This is a genomic window from Aquitalea denitrificans, from assembly GCF_009856625.1.
GTDB classification, from domain to species: domain Bacteria; phylum Pseudomonadota; class Gammaproteobacteria; order Burkholderiales; family Chromobacteriaceae; genus Aquitalea; species Aquitalea denitrificans.
In genome coordinates, this window is record NZ_CP047241.1 from 3,310,671 (window position 1) to 3,335,335 (window position 24,665).

Here is a 24,665-nt window from a genome sequence, read left to right on the forward strand (position 1 = left end):
TATTTTTCATTTTAATTTTATTTTGAAAAACAATTTCCGCAAACCAAACCATGCTTGCTAGGGGGACAGATAGGGCGAGGCTGACATGTTCTCTGCCAGATAGAGGCGGAATTCAGCTGCCCCGATTTCGCCTCGCTGCGGCAACACCTCCAGCGCTGCCAGCACATGTTGCAGGGCCTTGATGGCCTGGCCATCCGGGTCCTGATCGATCACCACGTCCAGCAGCCCCTGCTGCAGATACTGACGGTGGTCGTCCGACAACTCGTGCGTTACCCAGCACACCTTGTCGTGAATGGCATAACGGCGCAGTGCGGCTTCGATGCCGGGCGACCCCGCCCCACTGTTGTAAATGCCGGCAATCGGCTGGCCCTGCTTGAAAGCATGACTGACAGCGGCATAGCAGCGGTCGGCATCGTCATGGGTGGCGGTAGCCACCTGATCACACTGCAAATGGGGAAATCCCTGCGCCAGCACCTCGGCGCAGCCACTGGCCCGCTCCAGATGGCCACGGTAGTCCGGCCGGCTGGACAGCAACAGCACCCGCCCCGCTTGCTGACACAGGCGGCCCAGCAACAGCCCGGCAGTGCGGCCAGCGGCGTGGTTGTCGATGCCGACATAGCGCGCCGCTGGCAGGCCAGCCACATTGCTGACCACCAGTGCCACCTGCTCGCCACGCTGCATGGCCGCCTGCAAGGCCAGTTGCACAGCCGGCGTATCCGGGGCCGCCACAATCAACCCCTGACGCAGATAAGGACGTGGACGCAAGGCACGCAGCATGCCGGCTTCATCCTTTTCGCCCAGGGTCTGCTGATGCACCACCACCCGCCGGTCCAGCATGGGCAGTGCCGCTTGCAAGGCCTGGCGCAGGCGACGAAAGAAAGGTGAGTGGTTGTCCGGCAGCAGGATGTCGATATGGATCAGGCCATGGCGGGTATCAGGCAACAGCCGTGGTACCGCCAGCTCACGCGCGGCCGCCACCACCTTGGCGCGCGCGGTGGCCGATACACTGCCCCGCTCGTTCAACACCCGGTCCACCGTGGCCACGCTTACCCCGGCGGCGGCGGCAATTTCGATGAAACGGGCGGTTTTCTTGCGGCGTGGCGGCTGGCTCATGCGACTTTCCTCTGGCTTCAATCACCGTGGCAATCGGCCCACATTGACGATTTATCGTCAAATCAGCAACTGAAAAGCCAGCTTTCCTCCCCTAGAGTCAGCCCCATAACACCCTGCTGCAGCCCTTTTACCACAATGACCTAGCCGTTTGGCATTAGGTGCACTGCAGCATGGCTATCAGGCAATACCACAAGAAATGGAGGACGACATGAAGATTGCCCTGGACCCGTACATGTACCGGCACCTCAGCCTGCCGGAACTATGCCGCAAGACGGCCGAACTGGGTTACCGCCACATCGAACTTTCCCCGCGCGCCGACCTGCTGCAATGGTGGGCCATGCCACGTGCCAATGCTGAACGACTGGCCGGTTTCAAGCAGGCCATGCGCGAACACGGCGTCAGCCTGGCCACACTGCAACCGATGTATCGCTGGTCCAGCCCGTTTGAAGATGAACGCGAGGCGGCGATGAAATACTGGAAGAAGGCCATCCAAATAGCGGTGGAGCTGGAGTGCGACACCCTGATTTCCGAATTTGGCCGTGGTGCATCGCCGGAGCGTTCGGTGGGACTGGGTGCCGGCATCAATACGCCAGAGCAATGCGAGGCGGCATTCTGGCGCTCGATGGACGAGCTGGTGCCGATTTTCGAGCGCGAAGGCCTGCAGCTGTCGATCGAGCCGCATCCGGAAGACTGGATCGAAACCTTCCAGCCGGCACTGGACATCGTGCAGGTAATTGGCTCACCGAATGTGAAGCTGTCCTATATCGCGCCGCACACCTTCTATTACGGCGACGACATGGCCGCCATGTTGCGCGCTGCCGCGCCGGTACTGGCCCATGTACGCGTGGCCGACACCTTCAACCACAAGGCGTCCTCCGGCCTGCGCTACATCGTCAACCCGCCCGGTGCCAATGTGCGGGTGCATCAGCATCTGGATATCGGCCAGGGCGAAATCGACTGGGATGTGTTTTTTGCCACCCTGGCCGACATCGGTTTTGACGGCGTGCTGTCCTCCTGCGTGTTTGCCTGGGAGGAACGCGCCGACGAATCGTCGCGCTTCATGCTGAGCGAAATGCAGCGTTATCTGGAAAAGCACTCCCCCCAGAAGCAAGCGAAGTAAGTCTCCCTACCCGCAGAAAGCCCATCATGAACCACAACATCCGTTTTGCCATCAACCGCATCAGCGCACCGCGCCTGTCCTTTCCCGACTATCTGGCCATGTGCCAACGGCTGGGCGTATCCGACATCGAAATCCGCAACGACCTGAACGGCGTGGAAATCAGCAATGGCACCCAAGCCACCCAGTTGCGTGATGCCGCAGCCGAAGCCGGCATCACCATCCGCACCATCAATGCGCTCTACCCGTTTGACGTGTTTGATGCCGACCTGCAACAGCGCGCCGTGCAACTGGCCGCCTACGCCCGCGACTGCGGTGCCCAGGCACTGGTGATGTGCCCGCTCAACAGCCGTGATGATGCGCGCACGGCCAGCCAGCGCCAGCAGGATCTGATCCATGCGCTCAAACAGCTCAAAGCGATTCTGGACGACCACGGCATCAGCGGGCTGGTGGAGCCGCTAGGCTTCGAGGAATGTGCACTGCGCCGCAAATCAGCAGCCGTCACCGCCATTTACGCTGCGGCGGGTGAGCACCATTTCCGCCTGGTGCACGACACCTTCCACCACCACCTGGCCGGCGAAGACATTTTCTTCCCGGAGCTGACCGGGCTGGTGCACATCTCCGGCGTGGAATCCACCACGCTGGCGAACAATGAAATGCGCGATGGCCACCGCGTGCTGGTGGGTAGTGCTGACCGGCTGGGCAATATTCCGCAGCTAAAGGAACTGCTGGCCCGTGGCTATCAGGGCGTGGTGTCGTTCGAACCCTTTGCCAACGAGATCATGGAAGCGCCGGACAGCGAAGCCCTGCTGCGTAACAGCATGGATTACATCCGCCAGCAACTGGCCGACTAAACCGCCATTTACACCAGCACCGCACATAACAAGCAAGACCAAGGAGACAGACATGACATTAGCCATTGGCGTCATCGGCACCGGAGCCATCGGCCAGGACCACATCCGCCGCATCAGCCAGACCTTGTCCGGCGCACGGGTGCTTGCCGTCCACGACATCAACCCGCTGCAGGCCAAGGCCACGGTGGATCAATACCTGCTGGCCGCCACCGTGCACGACAGCGCCCAGGCGCTGATCCGCGACCCGGCAGTGGAAGCCGTACTGGTAACATCCTGGGGCCCCAGTCATGAAGAATTTGTACTGGCCGCCATTGCCGCCGGCAAACCGGTGTTCTGCGAAAAGCCGCTGGCCGTCACTGCCGAGGGCTGCATGCGCATCGTCGAGGCTGAGCGTGCCCACGGCAAACGGCTGGTGCAAGTGGGCTTCATGCGCCCATACGACGCCGGTTACCGTGCGCTCAAACAGGTGCTGAACGAAGGCCGAATCGGCGCGCCGCTGATGCTGCATTGCGCCCATCGCAACCCATCAGTAGGCGAAGGCTATACCACGCCGATGGCCATTACCGATACGCTGATTCACGAGCTGGACGTGCTGCGCTGGCTGCTGGATGAAGACTATGTATCGGCGCAGGTGGTGTTCCCGCGCAAGAGCAGCCATGCCCTGCCGCATCTGGCCGACCCGCAGATCGTGCTGCTGGAAACCCGCAGCGGCGTACGCATCGACGTGGAAATCTTCGTCAACTGCCAATACGGCTATGACATCCAGTGCCAGATCGTGGGAGAAACCGGCATTGCCAGCCTGCCGGAGCCATCCAGCGTGCCGCTACGCAGCGCGGCCAGCTATTCCACCGCCATCCTCACCGACTGGAAACAGCGTTTTATCGCCGCTTACGACGTGGAGCTGCAAGCCTTCATCGACGGCGTGCAGGCCGGCCAGCTCACCGGTCCCTCCGCCTGGGATGGCTATGCCGCCGCCGTGGCGGCAGATGCCTGCGTACTGGCACAGCAAAACGGTGCCGTGGTTAGCATCAGCATGCCGGAGCGTCCTGAGTTCTACTGATTTTCCCCGCGTTCTCTGCAGCACACTTCCTCGGACTTGCCACGGTGGCCCACCGGTTGCTGTGGCTTTTTTTTCTTTCATCGCACGGAAAACAAATTTTCCAAATAAATATTTTTCAGAAATTATTTTCTAACATATACTCTTCAGCAAGCACACCAACCAGCGGCACGGTTGGCCAACAACACGTATGAGGAGACAGCAATGACCGCAGTAGCCCTGTTCGGAGCCGGCCGTATCGGCAAGATCCACGCCGCCAACCTGGCAGCCCAGCCCGGTGCCCGCCTGAAGTATGTCGTCGATACCCACCAGCCTTCGGCGCAGGAACTGGCGGCACAATATGGTGCCAGTGTGACCGACATCGACAGCGCGCTGGCCGACCCGGAAGTGGGCGCCGTGGTGATTGCCTCCAGTACCGATACCCATGCCGACCTCATCCTGCGCGCGGCCGCGCGTGGCAAGGCCATCTTCTGTGAAAAACCGGTGGACCTGACGCTGGAACGCGCTCGCCAGTGCGCCGCTGCGGTGAAAGAAGCAGGCGTGGCCTGCCTGATCGGCTTCCAGCGCCGTTACGACCCCACCTTTGCCGCGGTGAAAGCACGCATCGAGGCCGGCGAAATCGGCCAGCCGGAAGTATTGGTGGTGACCAGTCGCGACCCCTGCGCACCGCCGGTGGACTACATCAAGCGCTCCGGCGGCATTTTCAAGGACATGCTGATTCACGACTTCGACATCTGCCGCTGGATTCTGGCCGACGAAGCCGTCAGCGTGCAGGCCACGGCCAGTGTGTTGACCGACCCGGCCATTGGCGAGGCAGGAGACGCCGACACCACCGCTGTCACCATCCGTACCCGCTCCGGCCGCCTGTGCCAGATCAACACCAGCCGCCGTGCCGCCTATGGCTACGACCAGCGCTTTGAAGTGCTGGGCAGCCTGGGCATGTTGCAGGCCGGCAACCACCGCCCCACCGAAGTCACCGCCCATGGTGGTCAGCACGTCAGCACCGATTTGCCGGAACACTTTTTCCTGGAACGCTACCGCGCCGCTTACGCACTGGAAATGGCGCACTTCTTTGACGTGGTGCAGCACGGTGCCACCCCGCGCACCACGGTGGAAGATGGCGTCAAGGCGCTGGAGCTGGCCGATGCTGCCACCCGCTCCTGGCAGGAAAACCGTCTGATCAGTCTGTAAGTCTTCCCATCCCCCATCACATGCCCGCCGCACCCTGTCGGCGGGCCGGGAGAAGTCATGTCTGAACTCAATATCGGCATTGTTGGCCTGGGTCGGCTGGGCCGCCGCCATGCGCTCAACCTGCGCGACCGCATTCGCGGTGCCCGGCTGGTGGCCGCCTGCTCACCGCTGGATGAGGAACTGGGCTGGGCGGCAGAACACCTGCCCGGCGTGCACCGCCACCACACGCTGGAGGCCATGCTGGCCGAACCGCAAGTACAAGCGGTTTTTCTGGTCACCCCTACCGCACTGCATGCCGAGCAGATCATCTCCTGCCTGCGCGCCGGCAAGCATGTGTTCTGCGAAAAACCGCTGGCCTTGAATGTGGAAGATTGCCGCAAGGTGGAGGCCGCCGCTGCAGAGTACCCGCAGCTCAAGGCCATGGTGGGTTTTGTACGCCGCTTTGATGCCAGCTATCAGGATGCAGCGGACAAGCTGCAGCAAGGTGCTGTGGGCCAGCCTTATCTATTACGCTCGCAAACCTGCGACCTGAACGACGAAAACGGCTTTTTCGTCAAGTTTGCCCCCAGCAGCGGTGGCATTTTCATGGATTGCAGCATTCACGATATTGATCTTGCTCGCTGGCTGCTGGGTTCGCCCAAGCCAGTACGTGTCTGGGCCACCGGCACCAATGCCTTGCATCCGGCACTGGCCGATTGCGGTGATGTGGACAATGGCGTGGCCATGCTGGAATTTGCCGATGGCAAGCTGGCCTGCTTCTATGCCTCGCGCACCCAGGCGCATGGCCATGAAACCCTGACCGAAATCTTTGCCACTGCCGGGCGCTTGACCGTGGGTGCCAATCCGCGCGCCAACCGGGTGGACATCAGCGATGCCCATGGCGTGCGCAATGAATGTGTACAGGACTTCTACCAGCGCTTTGCCGAGGCCTTTGTCAGCGAAGCCCAGCACTTTGTCGATGCCGTGCAGCACGACCAGCCTTTGGCGCTCAGCCTGGCCGATGCTACCGAAGCCACCCGCATTGGCCTGGCCATCACCCAGGCACTGCGCAGCAAACAGGTGGTGGAGCTGTAACGTACACCCCGCTACCAATAAAAAGCCCTTGCTGTATAGCAAGGGCTTTTTGTTTCCATCAGTTGGGCCGCATGCTGCCCTGCTCCACCAGTCGCTCATGCCAAGACAGTGCCTCGCCCAGCAGATGCGGGGTGTGCTTGCCCTTGCTGTCGCGGCAGGCACGGTCGAAGTAATCCTGCAGCAGCGGGCGGTAGTCCGGGTGAGCGCAATTGGCAATCACGCTGCGCGCGCGCTGCTTGGGCGACAGGCCGCGCAAATCGGCCAGGCCCTGCTCGGTGACGACGATGCAGACGTCGTGCTCGGTGTGGTCGACATGGCTGACCATCGGCACGATGCAGGAAATCGCCCCGTTCTTGGCCGTGCTGGGGGTGACAAAGCAGGACAGGAAACCGTTGCGGGCAAAGTCGCCGGAGCCGCCAATGCCGTTGATGATGGATGTGCCAGCCACATGGGTAGAGTTGACGTTGCCATACAGGTCGGCCTCCACCATGCCGTTGATGCCGATGCAGCCCAGGCGGCGCACCAGCTCGGCATGGTTGGAGATTTCCTGCGGCCGCAGCACGATGCGCTCGCGGTAGTGGTCGATATTGCGGGCAAACTCCTGCACACCCTCCGGGCTGAGCGACAGCGCGGTGGCCGAGGCCATGCGGATGGTGTCGGTGCGGATCAAATCCAGCATGCCGTCCTGAATCACCTCGGTAAACGCTGTCAGATTGGTGAAACCACCATCACGCAGGCCCCCCAGCACCGCATTGGCAATATTGCCCACGCCGGATTGCAGCGGCAGCAGGTTTTCCGGCAGGCGGCCCACCTTGATTTCATGCTTGAGGAATTCCACCAGATGGCTGGCAATGCGCTGGCTGGTTTCGTCCGGAGCGCTAAAGCGTCCCAGCCGGTCCGGCGCATGGGTTTCCACCACCGCCACCACCTTGGCCGGGTCCACCCGCAGATAGGGTTCGCCAATACGGTCGCCGGCCTGGGTCAGCGGAATGGGCTGGCGATTGGGCGGCAGCGCGGTGCCGTAATAGATGTCATGCATGCCATCCAACCCCAGCGGCTGGGTGCTGTTGACTTCCAGGATCACCTTGTCGGCCAGGTCCAGCCAGGTTTTGTTGTTGCCGATGGAGGTGGACGGAATCAGCCGGCCATCAGGCAGGATGCCGGCCACTTCCACCACCGCCACGTCGATCTTGCCGAGGAAGCCGAACCAGGTGTACTGCGCCACCTGACCCAGATGCACGTCCATATAGTCGATCTCGCCGCGGTTGATGCGCGCGCGCAGCTCCGGGTCGGACTGGTATGGCAGGCGAAAATCAATGCCCCCCGCCTTGGCCAGTGCGCCGTCCAGCTCCGGCGCGGTGGAGGCACCGGTCAACACGCGTAGCGCAAATTTCTCGCCACGGCCTTGGGCAGCTTCGATACGGCCAGCCAGCGCCAGCGGCACCGCCTTGGGATAGCCCGAGCCGGTAAACCCGCTCATGCCTACGGTCATGCCGGGCTGGATTTGTGCGGCGGCATGTTCTGCCGACATGATTTTCCCTGCCAGTCCGGCATGGTGGATACGTCTTTCCAATTGTTGTTCCCTTGCAATTTCCGGCCTGTTGGCGGCCTGGTGTTTTATTGAGCGTTGCGCCGGTCTGACAGGGCCGGCTTGTCTGCGGTTGCCGACTTTGTATTTACGTTCACGTCAGCAGACCAAGCCTGCTACTAAAGCAGCTTCTGCCAGCGGCCGGAAAACAAATCAGACAAAACATGATCCAGATCAAAACCTGTTTGACGCGGCGTGATATAGGGTAGCCCTTGGTTTTTCGCCCCATGAAAATGTCATTTGAATTTAATTGCCTGCAAAATTAAATTTATTGTCATATTTGTCATGCCATAGCCTTCCGCCAGCTCAATCCACCAGGACAACGCAATCGGCTGCACTCCTTCCCTCTTGTTCTGTATCAAATTTGCATCAAGCATCAATATTTAGCCGTCATAGCAGGAATTTCGACTGCGAATGCTGGCTTTCATGATTAAACATTGTTAGCTTTTACTGGTTTTGGTAAACCAACCAAATACCATGTCAGCAACCCTGCCATTCGAAGACACCAGCCCGGCCCCAGCCGACAAAGATAGCCGCAGCCGCTTGATTGAGGCGGCACTGGAAGTACTGCTGCGCGACGGCATCATGGGATTCAGCCAAAGCAAGGTAGCCCGGCAGGCCGGTCTGCGGCAAAGCCATCTGACCTACTACTTTCCCACCCGCAACGATCTGCTAACCGTTGTGGTGGAACATGGCTGCCAATTGGTCATCAATGCCCAGGGGTGCACCGGGCAGGCAGCGGAACTCAGCCTCAGCAACTTTCGCGTGCAGATGTGCAATAACGTCTGCGACAGCCGCATTGCCCGACTGATGGTGGCAGTCACCGTTGCCGCCGAAACCGACCCCAAGCTCAAGCACTGGCTGAGCGACTTTGACCGTCGCATGCTGAACAACAAGAAAGAAGCATTCTTGCAGTACGGCATCACCTGCAGCCCTGACGAACTGGCGCTGTTTCACAGCACCATTGCCGGCATAGCGCTGCGCAACCTGAACAGCTGCACCCCGGAAGACCACGCAGAAGCACGACATCGCTTTTTGCTGGCCTTTGACCGGCTGATCCTTGCGTCACATCCGGTGCAAAAATCAGAAAAATCTTAAGAATCAACTCGCCCATAAGGCAGGACAATGCCGAGACCCTTCATCCGGGCATGGCATGAAATGAAACAGGAGCATCATGATGCATCCCACTTACTCCCCCGGCCGGCAACAACGTCACCGGGTTCTGACCGCACAACGGGCCTTGCTGCCCCTGCTGTTGAGCCTTGGCCTGGCAGGCTGCACGCTGACACCGCCCACCCGCACTCCGCAGATCGTCGATAGCCAGGTTCACGGCTACGACAGCAAACAGGCCGAGCAGCACACCGCCGCCAGCCCCACAGGCATAGGCAATAGCGGCATTTCCCAACACCTGGCCTATGGCCAGCAATTGCCTGCCGAATGGTGGCAGCTGTTCCGTTCTCCGGCACTGGACAAAATGGTGCGCGAGGCCTTGCAGAACAACCCCAGCCTGACAGCTGCGCGCGCAGCACTGAAGCAGGCTGAGGAAAACTACAACGCCGCATCCGGCTCGCTGCAATACCCGTCGGTCAGTGGCCAGTTGGGTGGCAGTCGCCAGCAACAGTTGCTATCCGGCAGCACACCTAGCGATTACAACGTGCTGAGTGCCGGACTGAATGTGTCCTACACGCTGGATCTGTTTGGTGCCAACCGTCAGCAGCTGCTGGGACTGATGGCGGCTACCGACTATCAGCGCTATCTGATGGAAGCCACTTACCAGACCCTGATCTTCAACGTGGTGACCACCGCCATTCAGGAAGCGTCCCAACGCGCCCAGCTACAAGCTACCCAGACCATGCTGGCTGCCAGCGAGCAGCAGCTGCGCATCGTGGAACAGCAGGCCAAGCTGGGGGCGGTAGCCCGCAGCAGCGTGCTGTCACAAGCCACCCTGGTGGCACAAACTCGCGCCCAGTTGTCGCCACTGGAAAAAGCGCTGGATCTCACCCGACACCAGTTGGCAGTCTATGTGGGCAAGTTGCCATCAGATGGCGACCTGCCGGAATTCACGCTGGACAGCCTGCAGCTGCCTGCAGAACTGCCCGTTTCCCTCCCCTCAGAACTGGTACGCCAGCGACCGGATATCCGTGCCAGCGAGGCACTGCTGCAACAGGCTGGTGCCGCTGTCGGTGTGGCAACAGCCAATCAGTATCCGCAAATCAGCCTCACCGGCAGCTTTACCCGCGAGCGCCTGTTTGTCGGGCCAGCCACCACGGGATTAAGCCTGTGGAGTCTGGGTGCCAGTGTCAGCCAGTCGCTGTTTGACGGTGGAGCCCTGCGCGCCAAGAAGCGTGGCGCAGAGGCTGCATTCGAACAAGCCCAGGCCCAATACCGGGAAACCGTGCTCAAGGGCTTCCAGAACGTGGCTGACAGCCTGCGGGCTGTCAGTGCCGATGCCAGCACGCTGCAGGCGCAGACCGAAGCCGAAGCCCAGGCACGCGAAACCCTGCAGTTGACGGAAAAACGCTTTCGCCTGGGTGCGGTCAGCCAGTTGGCCCTGCTGGATGCCCAGCGCACCTGGCAGCAGTCGCGCATCAATCTGATCAGCGCCAGCGCCAGCCGCCATGCCGATTCCGCCGCACTGTTCCTGGCGCTGGGAGGTGGCTGGTGGAACCGCAGCACCGCCCCCGGCAATGCCGATCAGTCTGCCCTGGCCCGCCCCTGAGCACGGCCCGCTAATAACACGCAATCTAGAGATAAAAAGGAAAGCAATATGACCAAGCGAATGTTCATCATGCTGGGAGGCATAGTGTTGCTGGTGGTGGTACTGGGGCTGGGCTTCTTCATGCACATCCGCAGCCTGATGGCCGCCGCTCCCAAGCCTGCTCCGCAGGTAGTCAGCACCGTGACGGCCCGCATCAGCCAATGGCAGCCGCAACTCAAGTCTGTCGGTACCCTCAGCGCCCAGCATGGAGTGGATATCAGCAGCGAAGTGGCCGGCCAGGTACGCAGCGTCCATTTCCAGTCCGGTCAGGACGTCAAGTCCGGTGAGCTGCTGATCCAGCTGAATGCCGACTCCGACATCGCCCAGCTGCATGCACTGGAAGCGGCAGCAGAACTGGCTGCCATCACCCTGAAACGCGATCAGGCCCAACTGGCGGTACAAGGGGTATCCCAAGCCCAGGTGGACAATGATGCCGCCGACCTGAAAAGCAAGAAGGCACAAGTGGCGCAACAGGCTGCGCTGGTGGCCAAGAAAACCATCCGCGCCCCGTTTGCCGGTCGGGTGGGCATCACCAGCGTCAACCCGGGCCAGTACCTGAATGCCGGCGACAAGATTGTCACCCTGCAGCAGATCGACCCTATCCATATCGACTTCAACTTGCCGCAAAGCCAGCTGGCGGTTATTCGTACCGGCCAGAAAGTGGTGGTTCAGACCGACGGAACTGCCGACAAGCAGTTTGTCGGCAGCGTGAATGCCATCAATCCCAAGGTAGACACCAGCACCCGCAACGTGCAGGTGCAGGCACTGATTGCCAACCCGGGCCGCAAACTGCTGCCAGGCATGTTTGCCAATGCCAGCCTGGATACCGGCAAGCAACAGCCCTACCTCACCCTGCCGCAAACCGCCATTACTTATAATGCTTACGGCTCCACCGTGTTTGTGGTGGTGCCGGCCGGCAAGGATGCATCCGCAGCAGCGGGCAGCCTGGTAGCCAAGCAGGTCTTCGTCCAGACCGGTGCCACCCGCGGTGACCAGGTGGCGATTGTCCACGGCGTGAAGGAAGGTGATCAGGTTGTCAGCTCGGGTCAGGTCAAGCTGAAGAACGGAACAGCAGTTGCCATCAACAACAGCGTACAGCCGGCCAACAACCCCAATCCGACTCCGCAGGAACAGTAAGGGCGCGCCATGAACTTTACCGATATCTTCATCCGGCGGCCGGTGCTGGCTACCACCATCAGCCTGCTGCTGGTGGTGCTGGGCCTGCGTTCGCTGTTTGGCTTGCCGGTCAACCAGTACCCGCAGACCCAGAATGCCGTGGTTACCATTTCCACCACCTATTACGGGGCGGATGCCAAGACCATTGCCGGTTTCATCACCCAGCCGCTGGAAGGTGCCATTGCCCAGGCTCAGGGCATTGACTACATGTCATCCTCCAGCAATAGCGGGGTGTCCACCATCACGGCCAACCTGAGGCTGAACTACGATGCCAACCGGGCGCTGACCGAAATCAACACCCAGGTGAACTCGGTGAAAAACCAGCTGCCCGCCCAGGCGCAGCAGCCGGTACTGACCGTGCAGACCGGCCAGACCACTGACGCCATGTATCTTGGCTTTTACAGCAAGACCCTGGCCAACAACTCGGTGACAGACTTCCTCAACCGGGTGGTCAAACCCAAGCTGGACGCCATTCCCGGCGTACAGACCGCCGAATTGCTGGGTGCGCGCCAGTTTGCCCTGCGCGCCTGGCTGGATGCCGACAAGATGGCAGCCCACGGCGTTACCGCCACCGATGTCAGCAATGCCCTGGCCAGCAATAACGTGCTGGCCGCAGTGGGCAAGAGCAAGGGGCAGATGGTCAGCATTCCGCTGACAGCCGCCACCGATCTGCACAGTGTGGAAGAGTTCAAGAAACTGGCAGTCAAACAAAGCGGCGACGCCATTGTGCGGCTGGAAGACATTGCCAACGTCACCCTGGGCTCGGAAAACTATGACTTCAACGTCGCCTTCAGCGGCGAGCGCTCGGTATTCATCGGCATCAAGGTGGCACCGGAGGCCAATATCCTGGATGTGGCCAAGACCGTTCGCGAAACCTTCCCCGGCATCCAGAAACAGCTGCCGTCCGGCCTGACCGGGCAGATCGTCTACGACTCCACAGACTTCATCAACACCTCGATTCATGAAGTGGTGAAGACCCTGCTGGAAGCGCTGGTCATCGTCACCGTGGTGATTTTCATGTTCCTGGGCAGCTTCCGCGCCGTACTGGTGCCGGTAATTGCCATGCCGCTGTCGCTGATCGGCACCTTCTTCATGATGCTGGTGCTGGGTTACTCCATCAACCTGCTTACCCTGCTGGCGCTGGTGCTGGCCATCGGCCTGGTAGTGGACGACGCCATCATCGTGGTGGAAAACGTTGACCGCCACATGAAGGAAGGCAAGACGCCTTATGACGCAGCCATCATCGCGGCACGCGAACTTGGCAGCCCCATCCTGGCCATGACCGTGGTGCTGGTTGCCGTGTATGTGCCCATCGGTTTCCAGGGCGGGCTGACCGGCGCGCTGTTTACCGAGTTTGCCTTTACCCTGGCATCAGCAGTAACGGTGTCCGGCGTGGTGGCGCTCACCCTGTCGCCGATGATGTGCTCACGCTTTTTCCGCCCCGAGCAGGATGAAGGTCGGCTGGTGAAAGCCATCGATCACACCTTCGACAAGGTGCAAAACGGCTATCGCCGCCTGCTCCACAGCCTGCTGGAAACCTGGCAGGTACTGGTGGTGATGGCCGTCATCATGCTGGCCCTGCTGGGGCTGATGACCAAGATGTCCCAGTCCGAACTGGCTCCGGAAGAAGATCAGGGCATCGTGCTGGGGCAGATCGTCGGTTCGCCCACCGCCACCGCAGACCAGATGCTGACCTATGCCCAGCAGATGTTTGCCATCAGCAAGGCTACACCGGAATACGAGCAGATGTTCCAGATTACCGGTACGCCTACCGTCAATGCCGGTATTGGCGGCATATTGCTCAAGCCGTGGGAAGACCGCAGCCGTAGTGCCAAGCAAATCCAGCAGGATCTGCAGGAACGCTGGAACAAGATTGCCGGCGCACGGGTAGCTGCCTTCCAGTTCCCTCCCCTGCCGGGCTCATCCGGTTTGCCGGTCCAGTTCGTCATCAAGACCACCGAACCGTTTGAAAACCTGAACGAGGTCGCCCAGCAGCTGCTGGACAAGGCGCGCAGCTCCGGCAAGTTCTACTTTGCCGACTTGGACCTGAAAATCGACGCACCGCAAACCACCGTGGTGATCGACCGTGACAAAACCACTGCCATGGGCATGACGCAGCAGGATGTCGCCAATGCCATGAGTGCAGCCATGGGTGGCGGCTATGTCAACTACTTCTCCATTGACGGCCGCTCCTACAAGGTCATCCCGCAATTGCTGCAAAAGGACAGACAGAACCCCGCGCAGCTGCTGGACTACCAGGTACGCACGCCCAACTCCGGTGTGATTGCCCTGTCCACCATCGCCAAGCTGAAAACCGAAGTGGTGCCGGAATCCATCACCCGTTTCCAGCAACAAAACTCGGCCACCCTGTCCGGCGTATCAGGCCAGGCACAAGGCGAAGTGCTCAAATACCTGGAAGACACCCTGAAGGAAATTGCCCCCAGCGGTTATACCGTGGATTACGCCGGCCCTTCGCGACAATTCAGTCAGGAATCCGGTGGCTTTGCGCTGACCATGCTGTTTGCCGTCATCATCGTGTTCCTGACGCTGGCCGCGCTGTTTGAAAGCTTCCGCGACCCGGTGGTCATCCTGGTATCGGTACCGCTGGCACTGTTTGGCGCGATGATCTTCATCTTCCTCGGCTTCTCCTCCATCAATATCTATACCGAGGTGGGGCTGGTGACGCTGATGGGGCTGATCAGCAAGCACGGCATCCTGATAGTGGAAGTGGCCAATGACCTGCGCAACAAGGGTGCCAGCAAGCTTGACGCCATCGTGGGTGCGGCAGAAATCCGGCTGCGCCCCATCCTGATGACCACGGCTGCCATGGTATTTGGCGTGATTCCGCTGGTGATTGCCTCCGGTGCCGGTGCCGCCGGGCGACATGCCATGGGGCTGGTGATTTTTACCGGTCTGTCCATTGGTACGCTGTTTACCCTGTTCGTGGTACCGGCCATGTACATGGCACTGGCCTCGGAACACGTCAGCCAGGACAAAGCGGCTGCACCGGATACCGTCTGACAGCAGCCTTCCTTGCCAACAAGCCCGCCTGGTGCGGGCTTTTTTCATACATCGCAGGTGGCAAGTGGTGATTTATTGACCTAGGCGAAATGAATGGCCAGGAAAATCACCTAAGATCAATCCATCAGCAGCTACTGAACCGGCCATGCTGCACATGGCCTCAAGCGGATATCTGGCGCTTTGAGTTGTGATGCCCCACCGGGCATCTGGTTCTGCATGCTGTCACTCCATCTTTCTTTGCAAGACATCCCCCATCAGGAGATAACCATATGGACAAGACGATCAAGGCCGCCATGGAAGGCCTGCTGCGTGTCGCCACCGGCGAAACCCCGCATATCCGCCGTGCCAACTGCCCGGAAAACAGCTCGGAAGACCGCCAGCTCGATTGCCCGGCCTGCCAGGCCATCGAAAGGGCCGAAAAACTGCTACATCCGCAGTGGGCAGACAAGTCGCAGCTGCTGGAAACCGTGATCCGCCGCCTGGATATCGGCTGAGCCGCTGCTGCCGGCTTGTACCGGACAAACACAGCCAGCAAAACAAACGGGTTACAGACCACATGGCTGTAACCCTTTTTCATGCCGGCCCGGTCTGGATATCAGGCCGGCTGGCCGTTAAGCACATTCGTCATCTGGCCTACCTCGGCCAGCAGCCATTCACGCAACTGCTGGTATTCCTGGCGATGATGGGCATTGCGATGGGTAATCAGGTAATGATGCCGGTCATTGAACACGATGGATTCCGATACCGGCCGCAATAGCTGCCCCAGCCCTACCTGCAGGCGGTAATCATTGCTTTCCAGATCATTATCTTCGCTGACGCAATCCGAATCGTCGCCTTTCCGTAAGCAGTTGCGCCACACGCGCCAGTCCACGTGCTCGCATACCTAGGTACGCTCCTGCAGCGACGGATGCAGCGAGGGATGGGACAGCAAATCCAGCGGCTTGATTTTTTTGCCATGAAAGTGCGGCTCGAAACACGCCGGGCTGCGGACCGGGTACACCACATCATGAAACAAGGGTTCCACTTCGTATTCCGGCTCGTGCGACGGATTTTTGGTAATGATGACATCCGGCTTCATCAGGTCGTCCGGTTCCATGAACTGGTCGCTCACCGTCACATGCAACCGCCCGGGTACAGGCGGCGGAATGCTACCAGCCGTGGCGACAGCCACAGCGCCAAAAAAGTATGCGATACGCTAATGGTCAGCGCGTGCTTCTCGGTACGCCGCACCGCTTCGGCCGCCCCGGCGATATTCATGATGGACAGATAGGAGGCATTAACGCAGGGCAAAATAATCCGACATCAGCAGCTCCTGCTACTGCACCGCACTGGACAGGTGGTCGAATACGCCCGCCATCTTCTGCATGGCTTCGGCAACCACGTGATACAGGATCTCCCCCCGTGTCAGCCGGATGGCACAGGCAATGACAATACCCGACAAACCAAAAGCCATTCCGGCAGGGCTCAGCGCAACAGTGGTATACGTGCACGGAGCATTACTTCTTTGCGAGTCCGATTCAAGTGCAGGGTGCAGATGCCGGGAATCATGCACAGCGGCTCCACAAACTGGCGGTAGTCATCCATATCGCAGGCCAACACCACCAGCCAAGCCGAACCGCACACAACATCCTCACTCCAGTTGACACTCTCCCGCCGAACTGCCAACCTTCCGGCTCCAATTTATTTGCCCTTCCCCACCATGAAAATCACCCAAAATGCTGCCGTTACCCTGCTGATGAAAGTGACTGATAGCCAGGGCCAGGTTTACGACGACGGCAAGCACCCGGTCTCCTACCTGCACGGCGATTACGACAACCTGTTTGCCAAGCTGGAAGCTGCACTGGAAGGCCAGGAAACCGGCTTTCAAACCACGCTGGAACTGGCAACCGAAGACACCTTTGGCGAACGCGACGAAGCCTTGGTCACCACCATGTCCAAGGCTGAATTCCCGCCCGGTATCAAGGTAGGTGGCCAGATCCGCCGCACCGGCCCGGATGGCGAGCCGCGTTACTACTTTGTCACCAAGATCAAGGGCCCGACCGTCCTGCTGGACGGCAACCATCCGCTATGCGGCAAAACCTTGCGTTTCGCACTCAAAGTAGTGGATGTGCGTGAGGCAACTGCCGAAGAAATTGCCCACCAGCATGTACATGGCGAGCACGGGCACCAGCACTGACAAACACGGCAGCCCGCCAAATGCAAAAAGCCCTCCCCAAGCGGGAGGGCTTTTTTCTGGCCGCAGGCTTGCTCCTGGCCATCCGGGCTGGGAAAGATCGCGTAAAAGTGCAAGACCGGACTTCAGTTGCAGCCCACCGCCCCATGCTGATCATCGGCTTGCTGGCGGCTGGTCAGCCGCGTGCAGCACACCATGAAGAAATCATCATAGTTTCTTGATATACACATCCAGCCCTCTGCATCCGGCAGGCACAATACTCTGCCGTAGACGGCGAAATCCATTGCGCTTGAGCATGGTTTTCATATTCTGGGCATACGGTGTGCATTCTGCTCTGAGAGATTGCCCCCTGGGAATGACTGACTCAATTTTTTCCAGAAACAGTTTGCCCCATCCCTTGCCCATGTATTCCGGAGAAAGTCCAAACATGCTCAGACTGATTTCAGGTTCCTCACCGGCATAGCGAGATAACCAGGCAAAGCCAAGCAGACTGTTCATGTTTGCGTAAACCAGTAGACTTGAAGTATTTGGCCGCACAGGAGGGGATGCCGACCAGGTTGACATGCTGAGCCACAAAAGTTGCTTCAGCAATGCCACATGCCCACGTGCATTCAAGTAACTTTCCGAGAACGCCCCGGCAACGCTACCCTGTTGTATCAGCAGGAATATTTTTGGCACATCAAGCAGCCTTACCGGTCGTAAGATTGTATTGGCGGGCATTGGTATTGTAATTGTGGGTAAAGGCTCTCAGACTTTATAAAGCAAATACTGAATTGTCATCCGTAATATTGCTTATTATTGTTAAGCAATCAGTTATGCAACTGACTGTGGTACTTAATTATTCCAATTCCCACAAATACATTACCTGCCAGGCAGAATCACAACCCCGTCGGTCTGAACGTCTTCTTGTCTGGCTGCGTTGACAGAGTAGTCGATGAAACAGTGAAAACTGCCTCACAGGTACAAGCAGTGCAGATAACCGTTCAAACACAAACCAACCATCGATCAGCAGGTGTTCAACAGCGTCATCCGTCCCTACCTGACAGATCGGGACATCCCGGTGTTGTTTGTAATCAGCAAAGTGGACAAAGTAGCTCCTTATCGGGAGTGGGGCCACGAACGGCATCACCGGGTAGTACCCAGCAAAGCAATCTAAGCCGCAAGCAGATCCAGCGGTCCCAGACCTTCGACATCGCCCTCGACCACATCTGCGCCACCGCCGCAGAAAAAGGCTATGACCTCACCGGCCTGGTCAAGCAGATCGTCACCCTGCTGCCTAATCAAAAAGTGGGCGATAGCACGGGAAGCCAAGCCAGAATGCGTGTCGGGTAAGGCCTACCAGACGGCAAGAAAAGGACTATGAAAAACCATCAAAAAGACTGCCACCAGCATCCTGCAACAAGGCTGGTCGGTGATCTCCAGCAAGGTGGAAGGCTGGCTGGACAAGCTATTCAACTGCTATCTTGTACTTGTCAGGGGTTTCTGTTTTTGGTTACAACAAAGGTAACAGCCAGGAGTTCGGCCAGAGCGACCAGCCACCCCGCCTACCCTGCTAGTCTGCTCAAGACCACGTACCGGTCGTTTCGCTGTCACCGGCATCGAACGGCAGCTTCCTGTAATAGGGGAATACGAACTCCCGATCCGAAGCGGCCGGTTGAAGTCGCCGAGAACGGATACTGAGACGTCGGCCCTGGCGCATGCGAGTGGGTAAAACGGATGATTTCCTACCGCTCTAGGTCGAGAAAAAAATCTGGTGGCGTGTCGTCCGACTTAAGGCCCAGGGCATCCATAACTGATCCGATCACATCCATGTACGGCCCCGGATTAAATGGCCTAATCGAACATTCCTCTGAGCTAAGAGTGTTCATTAAGCCAGTGACGAAGGCGGCATATTCCGCGAATGGTGGCATGTTCGGAACGCACCGCATCCCGTGCCATTTCCCTCTCGCATACCACCAATAACCCTTACCCAAAACGCAAAGGACGGTACATGGTGGGAAGTTGTCTTCGGTATGCCTCAGATACCGCTCCAGCTCGTCTCCACCAATGTCAGAAGAAAAAGCAAGGAGTACAGAGGCGGGCATGGGCCCGCCGATTACCGTTCCATTCGAGTCAGTTTTCGGATAAGACTTCAACTTGGCGAGCGCGCGGAATTTAGCGTTCGCATCTTTGATCTCGGTCGCTGAAAGCGTCGATTTCACCTCAAACGCGTATCTCACGCACTCAACCGGGAAAAGGCCAAGTTGGCTGCTGAGCAAAACTGGTGCCACAGTTTTTTTGTGAAAAACGACAATATCTGTCTGATCCGAGGTGTTTCCGAGCGAGTCTATGATCTTCCCTGTCCCACATCGAAAGCTTTGAGTTAGGAACGGCTCTACGCATTTCTGTGCAGCCGGTTCACGTATCTCCCCTGCCAGTCCGTGATGGTCTACATGTCTGGTTAGTTTGTCTGCCTCTGCCTTTGCAGCAGCGATTAGACCGGTGACGAAATCGAAATGTGGTTTGGTCATCGTGTAGTGTGAATATATTTCTGACATTCAAAAATATCAGCCAATTGCTAACATACGGAAGCTTTACCTGTTCGGGAGGCAAACGGCCGATGTCAGACGGAAAGCAGCCATCAACGTTCGAGATGGGCGGCGGATGGAGACAAGCGTAGCTTGCCGGAAGGCGTCCGCACGATTGAGAGGGTGTGCGTCAATAGGTGTGATTCCACGGCAGGTGGAGTCTGTGTGCCTTGGCAACCTCCGATAGGCGCTTGTATATCGCATCGTAGTCATCTGTTGTTCGCATTTGCGACCACTGCGAATAGAGCTGTGTGCTGTCCTCGACCGTGATGTAGGGCGCAAGTATTCGCATATGCTGCTTGAAATCGGTAATCGCGTTTAGCGTTATGACTTGGCCCGAAATTTGGAACAGAGCCGACGTCCCCCCACTTTCAGTAGCAGAGGGCTTTAGAGTCCAGGCTTAATTTACCTGATTTCTCTGCAAGTGATTCGGCATAGGCAGCCGGCGTCAAGCCCCCCAGTGCTTTCTTGGGCCTTTCGTTGTTGTATTCCTTTCGCCAGGCTTCGATGACAACCTGGGCCTGGCGCAGGCTGGTGAATCAGTGTTCGTTCAGGCACTCGTCCCGGAAGCGCCCGTTAAACGATTCGATATAAGCGTTCTGCTTGGGCTTGCCCGGCTCGATGAGAAAGAGCTGAACCCCACGGGCGTGCGCCAAGCTCAACATCGCTCGGCTGCAGAATTCCTTGCCGTTATCGGTCCTGATGGCTTTGGGCAAGCCACGTGTCTTCGCCAGCTGGTCGAGGACGCGGGTCAGATGCAGACCTCCCATCGCACGTTCCGGAACAATGGTGACTGCCTCATGCGTGGCATCATCGACCACCGTCAGACTCTTGATGACACGCCTCTCCGCCGTGACGGTGAGCTTACCACTTTTTCGCAGGGCCTCTTTGGCAATCTCGTTCTCGAACATGGTCTCGGCCAGGAGTTTCTTCAGGCACGCATTCTCGGTTTCCAGCTCCTTGAGACGCTTGGCCTCGGAGACATTCATACCGCCGAATTTGTTGCGCCAAAGGTAATAGCTGGCTTCTGAGAAGGCGTATTTGCGGCACAGCTGTGCAACGGGCATGCCGGCTTCTGCCTCGCGCAGGAAGCCGATGATCTGTTCTTCGGTGAATCGTTTCTTCATGTCCAATCTCCGTGTGGGGTTGATTGGACTCTAAAGTCACGTGCTACTCAATACAGGGGGGACGTCGGATCCTACCAAAGGATCTGCGGCTCTTTATGCACGGGCGGACAATCACATTCAGTCCCACCAACAACAGAGAGCTCCCATGCGATCAACAAGACTAGTTTTAGGGGGTTGAAAATGAACATCCTGGCCAGATACGCCTGATCACTCACACTAGACAGCGCCGATCATTGATCGGCATTGCCAAATTTGGCTACACTGGAGCCACATGAATGAAAAAGGCCTCACAGTATTTCTACTGTAAGGCCTTGATTTTAATGGTGCCGGTAAGAGGAGTCGAACCCCCGACCTTCGCATTACGAATACGACTTTCTTGCCATTTCCAAGTGTTGATTGATGTTTACCATAATTCGATTTTTCTTTAGTTTCAACCACATACAGACAATCAAAGAAAATTCACAGTTGAAGCACGTTGATACAAATTGACGATTTACAAGTACACTACAAGTACACGGACTAAATACCTGTACTTGTGAGCGGGAATGGCAACCTTCAAATTCACGATTGACCGCATAGCAGATGCAACCTGCCCTGCTGGCAAGACCTCCTCCTTCGACTACGACACAGAAGCCCCAGGCTTGGGGCTGCGCACAACCTCCAACGGGGCAAAGTCATTCATTTTTCAAGGCTACGTTCACGGCAAGCAATTCCGTATGACGATTGGCGACGTAAAATCATGGCGACTGGACGCACCCGCCAGAAGCAATGACAACAGCGCCCGCAAGGAAGCCCGCCGTCTGCAATCGCTGTGTGATGCCGGGATAGACCCACGCCAAGAAAAACAGGACAGAAAAGCAGAAGCCGAACAGAAACAAGCTGAGGCCAAGCGCAAGTCTGCGACGGTAGCTGATGCATGGGCAGACTACCTGCATCACTTACAAACAACAGTCAGCGCCAAGACCAAGCGACCGCGCTCTGCTCGTTACCTTGCCGACCATATCAATCTGGCAGCAGCCGGTGGCGAGACAAAACAACGCGGCAAGGGTAAGACCGTAGCAGGGCCACTGCACCCACTCATGGCATTGCCCATATCAGAGCTATCCGACAAGACAGTCGCAAGCTGGCTCAATGATGAGGCAGCGGAACGCCCAGCAGTCGCTGCACATGCTTATCGTCTACTACGCGCCTTTGTTGCATGGATGGCAGAAAGTGACAGCTACGCGGGATTGGCAGATGCCAACGTATGCACAGCCCAGCGTGTGAAAGAACACTTGCCCGCAAGCCAGAGCAAGGACGATTGCTTGCAACGGGAACAACTCGCCACATGGTTTGCCGCCATGCGGCAGTTATCAAACCCGGTTATTGCGGCCTATCTGCAAGCCCTGCTTTTGTCCGGAGCAAGACGCGAGGAACTGGCCGGACTACGCTGGGAGAACGTCGATTTCCAGTGGGCCAGCCTGACCATCAAAGACAAAATTGAGGGAGAGCGCGTCATACCGCTGACCCCATACACCAGCCAGCTACTAGCCGCCCTGCCCCGCCGTAATGAATGGGTATTCTCAAGCCCCACCGCAGCAGAAGGCAGACTGATGGAACCCACCAAAGCCCACACCCGCGCCCTCGATGCTGCTGGACTACCTCATGTCAGCTTGCATGGCCTGCGCCGTTCGTTTGGCACATTGGCCGAGTGGGTAGAGTGTCCCGCTGGTGTTGTCGCACAGATTCAAGGCCACAAGCCCAGTGCGATTGCTGAAAAGCACTATCGGCGCCGCCCGCTAGACCTGCTACGCATGTGGCACACCAAGATAGAAGCATTTATTTTGGAACAGGCAGGAATCGAGCAACCCGATGCAGAAAGAACCAACTCCGGCTTACGACTTATTGCTTAATTTAGATTTATTAAAGAGATGAACATGAGTTCAACAGATAACAAGAATGCCGAAACCAGTAATATAAAACAAGATGGGCCCACAAGGGATTTCATCCAATTCAGCTCACTTGGTCAACTGCTAGATATGATGCTAGAAGAAAACGATGATAGTGAGTGGATTGAATACATTGAAAAGCAGATAAGTCAGATAGATGCACTGGAAGACAAGATTTTAATGGCCATACGCAAAGGGGAAATTTGTGCCGAAATCTGGCAGCAGCAGGAAAAAACCTTGCCCAATCCAATGTTTGGATTTAACCACACCCTTGTGGTGGGGTTCCTCCAGCACCCCATCAGAACACAATACGGACGGGCAGTACTGCGTGACAAACAAAGAGTAAGGGAGTTGGTCTACCTTCACCGTAGTGACTTCCAACAGTGGCTTGAGAAAGAAACCGGCCACATCATGAATAAAAGTCAAAGCACTATCACCACCCCAAGCTGGATAAAAATTGCTCGAGAGCTTGGCGAGAAATGGATGCTAGAACAGGAAAAATTGAACAAAAAAAAACCGGGGCAAATAGCTATTGCGAAATATGTCGAAGGTGAGTTATCAAACCGGGGAGTCAAGGGGCCACGGGGCCGGTTTCTTGTTGCAGATACCATCAGGAAGGAAGCACTCAAGGGGATAACCGGACGAAAACCGAACGGGAAATAGTACCGACTTATCTGAGGAATCCTCAGCAAGAAAAACATTCCCTCAGTCAAAACTCTAATAACCGCGCACTTTCTCATCGCCTTCTGTTGCGCTAACTGAGGGTTTAAGCCTCAATAAATATAAGCATCGTCAGCAACGAACCGCCACACGGCGAAGAAAGAAAGACGATGAAGCAATCTCAATCACTTCACACCCCCAGCCTTGCCAACCTTATTGCAACAGGCTGCGACTTGCTACAAACCAATGAAGCAGCAGAGCTTCTCCGCTTCAAACCTCAAACCCTCCGCCGCTGGGCCTGTTATGACACTGGCCCCATCCGCCCTGTCCGCGTAGCCGGGAAACTCCGCTGGCGCTTATCTGATATTTCAATGCTCATGAGCGGAGTGACTCCGCAATGAAAAACGCCCGCCCTGCCAAAGCAAAGACGAGCGCCACACTCACACCGGCAATTCTACTGCGCCAAGGCGAATTATTCGAGCTTTCAACCCCAGCTTTTACTGGAACGAGCAACCCGCGACACCAGCGGGTAATTGAAGCCCTACTAAAGAATGAAGGACTCCTTCGTGAGCAGGTCGACAAAATTGCAGGATGCTCGAATGGCCCCGAACTGATGGCTGAACTTCAAAGAAAAGGACTTAGCTGGGTCTGCTTGAAAGAAGCATTTATAGACCGGGATGGCAGAAAATGCCTTCGTGGCCATTACTTCTTAACACCAATGGGTCGGCGGCAAGTCGCAATCTGGAAAGCCAATAGCCATGAGTCGCCGCACAAATAAATCTGCATTACGCCAAGCGAAGCAAGGGCGAGAACCTGGCAGTTTCTTTGCACTGCCAAAGTGTGTTCTCGAATCAGACGAGTTCGCCACACTCAGCCCATTTGCAGTCAAGTTGATGATGGATATGGCTGCACAGCATCACATGGGTAGGAATGGTTATTTGTCAGCAAGCTGGACACTCATGCAGAAACGCGGCTGGCGAAGTAAGGACACCCTCGCCAAGGCCCTGAATGAGCTTGAGACTGAAGGATGGTTAGTACGCACAAGACAAGGTGGACGCAGAATTTGCAATCTTTTTGGCTTTTCATTTTTTCGTATTGACGACCACGTGCCGGGGAAGCCACTTGATATAAAACCAACCGTAGGCCCGCTTGGGTACTGGAGAAAACAAGCCGCACTGATACCTGATAAAAAATCCCGTGCCCCGCCACACGTGGCAAGCGATTGAACTTTGACACGCAAGGCGGGGCAATGAATCTCAGG

The 24,665-nt window shown here is 57.5% G+C and carries 25 protein-coding genes and 1 pseudogene; 17 read left to right on the forward strand and 9 right to left on the reverse strand.

All coding sequences use genetic code 11. The features are described from left to right. Nucleotides 1-57: 57 nt before the first annotated feature. Entirely contained in the window at nt 58-1,113 is a 1,056-nt protein-coding gene (locus GSR16_RS15030) for a LacI family DNA-binding transcriptional regulator (RefSeq protein WP_159878766.1), read from the reverse strand. A 208-nt stretch (nt 1,114-1,321) separates the two neighbouring features. Here GSR16_RS15030 and GSR16_RS15035 point away from each other — a divergent pair, with 208 nt between their 5' ends. The 5 genes from GSR16_RS15035 (at nt 1,322) to GSR16_RS15055 (ending at nt 6,406) form a co-directional block, all read left to right on the forward strand. Further along, nucleotides 1,322-2,233 carry a sugar phosphate isomerase/epimerase family protein gene (locus GSR16_RS15035; RefSeq protein ID WP_159878768.1) on the forward strand — a complete coding sequence of 304 codons (912 nt, stop codon included), beginning with the start codon at nt 1,322-1,324 and terminating at the stop codon, nt 2,231-2,233. A gap of 26 nt (nt 2,234-2,259) precedes the next feature. Next, nucleotides 2,260-3,084: a TIM barrel protein gene (locus GSR16_RS15040; RefSeq protein WP_159878770.1), complete on the forward strand. Its 825-nt coding sequence runs from the start codon at nt 2,260-2,262 to the stop codon at nt 3,082-3,084. Nucleotides 3,085-3,136: 52 nt separating this feature from the next. After that, complete coding sequence (iolG, locus tag GSR16_RS15045; protein ID WP_159878772.1) at nt 3,137-4,144, forward strand: bifunctional inositol 2-dehydrogenase/D-chiro-inositol 1-dehydrogenase; 1,008 nt, start codon at nt 3,137-3,139, stop codon at nt 4,142-4,144. A gap of 201 nt (nt 4,145-4,345) precedes the next feature. Next, on the forward strand, nt 4,346-5,332 hold the full coding sequence (gene iolG, locus GSR16_RS15050) for an inositol 2-dehydrogenase (RefSeq protein WP_159878774.1): 987 nt from the start codon (nt 4,346-4,348) through the stop codon (nt 5,330-5,332). Nucleotides 5,333-5,389: 57 nt separating this feature from the next. Further along, on the forward strand, nt 5,390-6,406 hold the full coding sequence (locus GSR16_RS15055; RefSeq protein WP_159878776.1) for a Gfo/Idh/MocA family oxidoreductase: 1,017 nt from the start codon (nt 5,390-5,392) through the stop codon (nt 6,404-6,406). A gap of 58 nt (nt 6,407-6,464) precedes the next feature. On the opposite strand, the gene GSR16_RS15060 is transcribed toward GSR16_RS15055, so the two are convergent. Then, nucleotides 6,465-7,937, reverse strand: coding sequence for an acetyl-CoA hydrolase/transferase family protein (locus GSR16_RS15060; protein ID WP_205677587.1), 1,473 nt, complete (start codon nt 7,935-7,937; stop codon nt 6,465-6,467). Between the two features lie 534 nt (nt 7,938-8,471). Here GSR16_RS15060 and GSR16_RS15065 point away from each other — a divergent pair. The 5 genes from GSR16_RS15065 to GSR16_RS15085 all read left to right on the forward strand — a co-directional run bounded on the left by GSR16_RS15065 (nt 8,472) and on the right by GSR16_RS15085 (nt 15,443). Next, complete coding sequence (locus tag GSR16_RS15065; RefSeq protein ID WP_159878780.1) at nt 8,472-9,092, forward strand: TetR/AcrR family transcriptional regulator; 621 nt, start codon at nt 8,472-8,474, stop codon at nt 9,090-9,092. Between the two features lie 76 nt (nt 9,093-9,168). Then, complete coding sequence (locus tag GSR16_RS15070; protein ID WP_159878782.1) at nt 9,169-10,713, forward strand: efflux transporter outer membrane subunit; 1,545 nt, start codon at nt 9,169-9,171, stop codon at nt 10,711-10,713. 48 nt (nt 10,714-10,761) lie between these two features. Next, the gene (locus GSR16_RS15075; RefSeq protein ID WP_159878784.1) at nt 10,762-11,889 is read left to right on the forward strand and encodes an efflux RND transporter periplasmic adaptor subunit; all 1,128 of its coding nucleotides are present in this window, start codon (nt 10,762-10,764) and stop codon (nt 11,887-11,889) included. Nucleotides 11,890-11,898: 9 nt separating this feature from the next. Next, entirely contained in the window at nt 11,899-14,949 is a 3,051-nt protein-coding gene (locus tag GSR16_RS15080) for an efflux RND transporter permease subunit (RefSeq protein WP_159878786.1), read from the forward strand. A 269-nt stretch (nt 14,950-15,218) separates the two neighbouring features. Continuing rightward, a complete protein-coding gene (locus GSR16_RS15085; RefSeq protein WP_159878788.1) occupies nt 15,219-15,443 on the forward strand; it encodes a hypothetical protein in 225 nt (74 codons plus the stop codon). A 101-nt stretch (nt 15,444-15,544) separates the two neighbouring features. Here the strand turns inward: GSR16_RS15085 and GSR16_RS15090 are convergent, their stop codons facing one another. Genes GSR16_RS15090 through GSR16_RS15105 form a run of 4 tightly spaced genes read right to left on the reverse strand, consistent with a single transcriptional unit; the run spans nt 15,545 to nt 16,402 of the window. Continuing rightward, on the reverse strand, nt 15,545-15,808 hold the full coding sequence (locus tag GSR16_RS15090; RefSeq protein WP_159878790.1) for a hypothetical protein: 264 nt from the start codon (nt 15,806-15,808) through the stop codon (nt 15,545-15,547). A gap of 24 nt (nt 15,809-15,832) precedes the next feature. Continuing rightward, the gene (locus GSR16_RS15095) at nt 15,833-16,060 is read right to left on the reverse strand and encodes a type 2 periplasmic-binding domain-containing protein (RefSeq protein WP_159878792.1); all 228 of its coding nucleotides are present in this window, start codon (nt 16,058-16,060) and stop codon (nt 15,833-15,835) included. Between the two features lie 2 nt (nt 16,061-16,062). Then, entirely contained in the window at nt 16,063-16,239 is a 177-nt protein-coding gene (locus GSR16_RS15100) for a hypothetical protein (protein ID WP_159878794.1), read from the reverse strand. A gap of 25 nt (nt 16,240-16,264) precedes the next feature. Next, on the reverse strand, nt 16,265-16,402 hold the full coding sequence (locus GSR16_RS15105) for a hypothetical protein (protein WP_159878796.1): 138 nt from the start codon (nt 16,400-16,402) through the stop codon (nt 16,265-16,267). Nucleotides 16,403-16,648: 246 nt separating this feature from the next. On the opposite strand from GSR16_RS15105, the gene GSR16_RS15110 reads away from it, so the two are divergent. Then, nucleotides 16,649-17,125: an FKBP-type peptidyl-prolyl cis-trans isomerase gene (locus GSR16_RS15110; RefSeq protein WP_159878798.1), complete on the forward strand. Its 477-nt coding sequence runs from the start codon at nt 16,649-16,651 to the stop codon at nt 17,123-17,125. 204 nt (nt 17,126-17,329) lie between these two features. On the opposite strand, the gene GSR16_RS15115 is transcribed toward GSR16_RS15110, so the two are convergent. Beyond that, nucleotides 17,330-17,620, reverse strand: coding sequence for a GNAT family N-acetyltransferase (locus GSR16_RS15115; RefSeq protein ID WP_159878800.1), 291 nt, complete (start codon nt 17,618-17,620; stop codon nt 17,330-17,332). 471 nt (nt 17,621-18,091) lie between these two features. On the opposite strand from GSR16_RS15115, the gene GSR16_RS15120 reads away from it, so the two are divergent. Continuing rightward, complete coding sequence (locus GSR16_RS15120; RefSeq protein WP_159878802.1) at nt 18,092-18,454, forward strand: hypothetical protein; 363 nt, start codon at nt 18,092-18,094, stop codon at nt 18,452-18,454. Nucleotides 18,455-18,846: 392 nt separating this feature from the next. Here GSR16_RS15120 and GSR16_RS15125 read toward each other — a convergent pair whose 3' ends face one another. Together GSR16_RS15125 and GSR16_RS15130 are read right to left on the reverse strand one after the other, a co-directional pair. Further along, the gene (locus tag GSR16_RS15125; protein WP_159878804.1) at nt 18,847-19,632 is read right to left on the reverse strand and encodes a DUF6602 domain-containing protein; all 786 of its coding nucleotides are present in this window, start codon (nt 19,630-19,632) and stop codon (nt 18,847-18,849) included. Nucleotides 19,633-20,060: 428 nt separating this feature from the next. Further along, a pseudogene (locus GSR16_RS15130) lies at nt 20,061-20,816 on the reverse strand (integrase core domain-containing protein). A 545-nt stretch (nt 20,817-21,361) separates the two neighbouring features. Between GSR16_RS15130 and GSR16_RS15135 the strand changes: the two are divergent. The 5 genes from GSR16_RS15135 to GSR16_RS15155 all read left to right on the forward strand — a co-directional run bounded on the left by GSR16_RS15135 (nt 21,362) and on the right by GSR16_RS15155 (nt 24,630). Continuing rightward, entirely contained in the window at nt 21,362-22,708 is a 1,347-nt protein-coding gene (locus GSR16_RS15135) for a tyrosine-type recombinase/integrase (RefSeq protein ID WP_159878806.1), read from the forward strand. Nucleotides 22,709-22,732: 24 nt separating this feature from the next. Then, nucleotides 22,733-23,407 (forward strand): hypothetical protein, encoded by a 675-nt coding sequence (locus GSR16_RS15140; protein ID WP_159878808.1) that lies wholly within the window; start codon nt 22,733-22,735, stop codon nt 23,405-23,407. Nucleotides 23,408-23,574: 167 nt separating this feature from the next. Then, the gene (locus tag GSR16_RS21495) at nt 23,575-23,805 is read left to right on the forward strand and encodes a helix-turn-helix domain-containing protein (protein WP_159878810.1); all 231 of its coding nucleotides are present in this window, start codon (nt 23,575-23,577) and stop codon (nt 23,803-23,805) included. Next, the gene (locus GSR16_RS15150; RefSeq protein WP_159878812.1) at nt 23,802-24,182 is read left to right on the forward strand and encodes a hypothetical protein; all 381 of its coding nucleotides are present in this window, start codon (nt 23,802-23,804) and stop codon (nt 24,180-24,182) included. Before GSR16_RS21495 ends, GSR16_RS15150 begins: the two co-directional genes overlap by 4 nt. Then, entirely contained in the window at nt 24,163-24,630 is a 468-nt protein-coding gene (locus GSR16_RS15155; protein ID WP_159878814.1) for a hypothetical protein, read from the forward strand. Before GSR16_RS15150 ends, GSR16_RS15155 begins: the two co-directional genes overlap by 20 nt. Nucleotides 24,631-24,665 lie beyond the last annotated feature (35 nt).